The organism is Leptolyngbya sp. CCNP1308 (assembly GCF_034932455.1).
Classification (GTDB): domain Bacteria; phylum Cyanobacteriota; class Cyanobacteriia; order Phormidesmidales; family Phormidesmidaceae; genus Nodosilinea.
This window is the reverse complement of sequence record NZ_JAYGIH010000091.1, coordinates 1-2,379: the sequence shown is the minus strand read 5'-3', so window position 1 is coordinate 2,379 and position 2,379 is coordinate 1. Positions and strand designations below refer to the sequence as shown.

General features: G+C 52.5%; 1 protein-coding gene. It reads left to right on the top strand.

Annotation, left to right across the window (positions count from 1 at the left end):
• Window positions 1-593: 593 nt before the first annotated feature.
• Window positions 594-2,321, top strand: coding sequence for a group II intron reverse transcriptase/maturase (gene ltrA, locus VB780_RS25555; protein WP_323354015.1), 1,728 nt, complete (start codon window positions 594-596; stop codon window positions 2,319-2,321).
• Window positions 2,322-2,379: the final 58 nt, after the last annotated feature.

Below are 2,379 nucleotides of genomic sequence, written 5' to 3'. Positions count from 1 at the left end.
GTGCGACGTGAAAGTTGCCCGTTCCGAGCGAGAGGCCGTCCTCTCCAAAGACTCCTTCTCTTTGTCCTCACGTAACAGAGTCACTGACTCCGCCTACGGTGGCAGTAAGTAATGAACCCACTGGAATGCAAGGCACGAAAGCGGTACCTACAGAAAGCCCAATTCTGTAGAGACTGCAAGAGGAAGACTCAGATAGGTTAGCGACAGCGAATCGCTATAAGCTTCGTAATACTTGTAGAGAGTGAAATCAGGCTGACACACTCTAACCAAAAGGTACGTGGGTGGCTATCAGGGTGTATGGACTGATAGCGAAGGACAGAAGTCCCACCGGAGTAGTAGGCGGAACCTTACTGAGTCGCATCTCGAACGGACGGAACACGGTAAGCCCGATAGGTTCTGCGGGAGCATCAATGCCTCCGCAGTAGGCCGACCGCAAGGGAAGCGGAATTACTTAGCGGGTAAAGGATGCTGGAGAAAGCGAATGTCTGGGGTAACGCCCAGGATAGGGGTTCAAGCTTTGCCCCACCGTGAAAGCGGGCAGACTTCCAGCGAGTCTTCCACGCATAGAGCCAATGTAAAGGAACTGAACCGACGTGAAAGATAGAGTCAGCAATGACATCGGAGCGAAGGGAACCGGACAGCAGTGGGCAGACATCAACTGGAAGCTCATTCAGAAACGGGTTAAGAACCTGAGACAACGCATCTATCGTGCGACCCAACAACACCAGTGGAATCGGGTGAGAAGCCTGATGAAGCTGATGCTACGCAGTCAAGCTAACTTGCTGCTGTCGATAAAACGAGTCACCCAAATCAATCGTGGCAAAGAGACGGCAGGCGTTGACGGTCTGACGTTCCGCAGCACGGAAGAGCGGGAGTGGCTGTGGCGAACAATGCAGATATATACTCCCTGGATAGCTAAACCTGCCCGGCGAGTCTATATTCCTAAAGCCAATGGGAAACAACGCCCATTGGGCATTCCCACAGTCCAAGACAGAGTATTACAGGCAGTGGTCAAGAATGCCCTAGAACCTAGCTGGGAAGCCCGCTTTGAGGCGAACAGCTTCGGTTTTCGTCCTGGCAGAAGTGTCCATGATGCCATTACCCAATGCCATAGTCGGCTACGGAAAGGGCATGACTTATGGGTGCTCGATGCCGATATCAAAGGGGCATTCGACCATATCAGCCACCGCTATATCCTTGACGCTATCGGAGCAATCCCTGGCAGAGAGCTGATTAAGCAGTGGCTCAAAGCAGGTTACGTTGAGTCAGATATCTTCTATGAGACTCCTAACGGCGTTCCCCAAGGAGGTGTGATTTCGCCCCTCTTGGCGAACATCGCTCTAGACGGGCTAGGAGCAATGCTGGATAAGCACCGTAAGGTATCGCCGAGGACACCCTTGCCGAGCGCCAAAGGTAGCACGTACCAGCGTAAACTCCCAAAGTACGGATTTATTCGCTATGCGGATGATTTCGTCGTGACCGCTAGGAGTCAGGAAGATCTCGAGGCTGTCCTCCCTGAAATTCAGGCGTGGTTACAGCAACGAGGACTCCAACTCAACCCCGAGAAGACCCAAATCGTCCCTGTGACCAAAGGGTTCAACTTCTTAGGGTTTACGATTCGCCACTTTAACGGACACTGCATCATTCGCCCCCAAAAGGATAAGGTTCTAGCGTTCCTAAATGACATCAGATCGTGGCTGAAACGTCACAAAGACATCAAACAAGTGGATGTAATTCGGTACCTGAACCCGAGACTCAAGGGGTGGTGTAACTTCTATCGTCATGTGGCCAGTAAGCGGGTGTTTAGCTATGTGGAATACCAAATCTGGAAAGCACTCTGGAGATGGTCTTACAAGCGACACCGCAATAAGGGCAAGCGGTGGATTGCGAAGAAATACTTCCATACCCTTCGGGGTCGGAGTTGGATCTTTGCAACCAAGGCACAAGACCGAGATGGCAAAGAACACACGTTCGCGCTTACCCAGGTCTACGATACGCCGATTAGCCGCCATATTCGGGTCAAGGGCACCTTCTCCCCCGATGATCCAACCCTCTCCGATTACTGGCGCAAGCGCCGCACCGGAATGGGAAAAGTCCTACTGGCTCGTGGCTCCAAACTCCATCATGTAGCTCAGAGTCAGCGATGGAAGTGCCAGGTGTGTGGTGAGCATCTGTTTAATGGCGAAACGCTGCAAACGCATCACAAGCAGCCTGTGAAAGAAGGCGGCGGCGATGATCTACTCAATCTAGAGCTGATTCACAAAGCCTGTCACAATCACAGACATGTACATGGGCGAAGGCTTGAGCCGGATGATGGGTAACTGTCAAGTCCGGTTCTTTGGGGGGAGGGATGCGGCGACGTATGCCCTCCTACCCGAC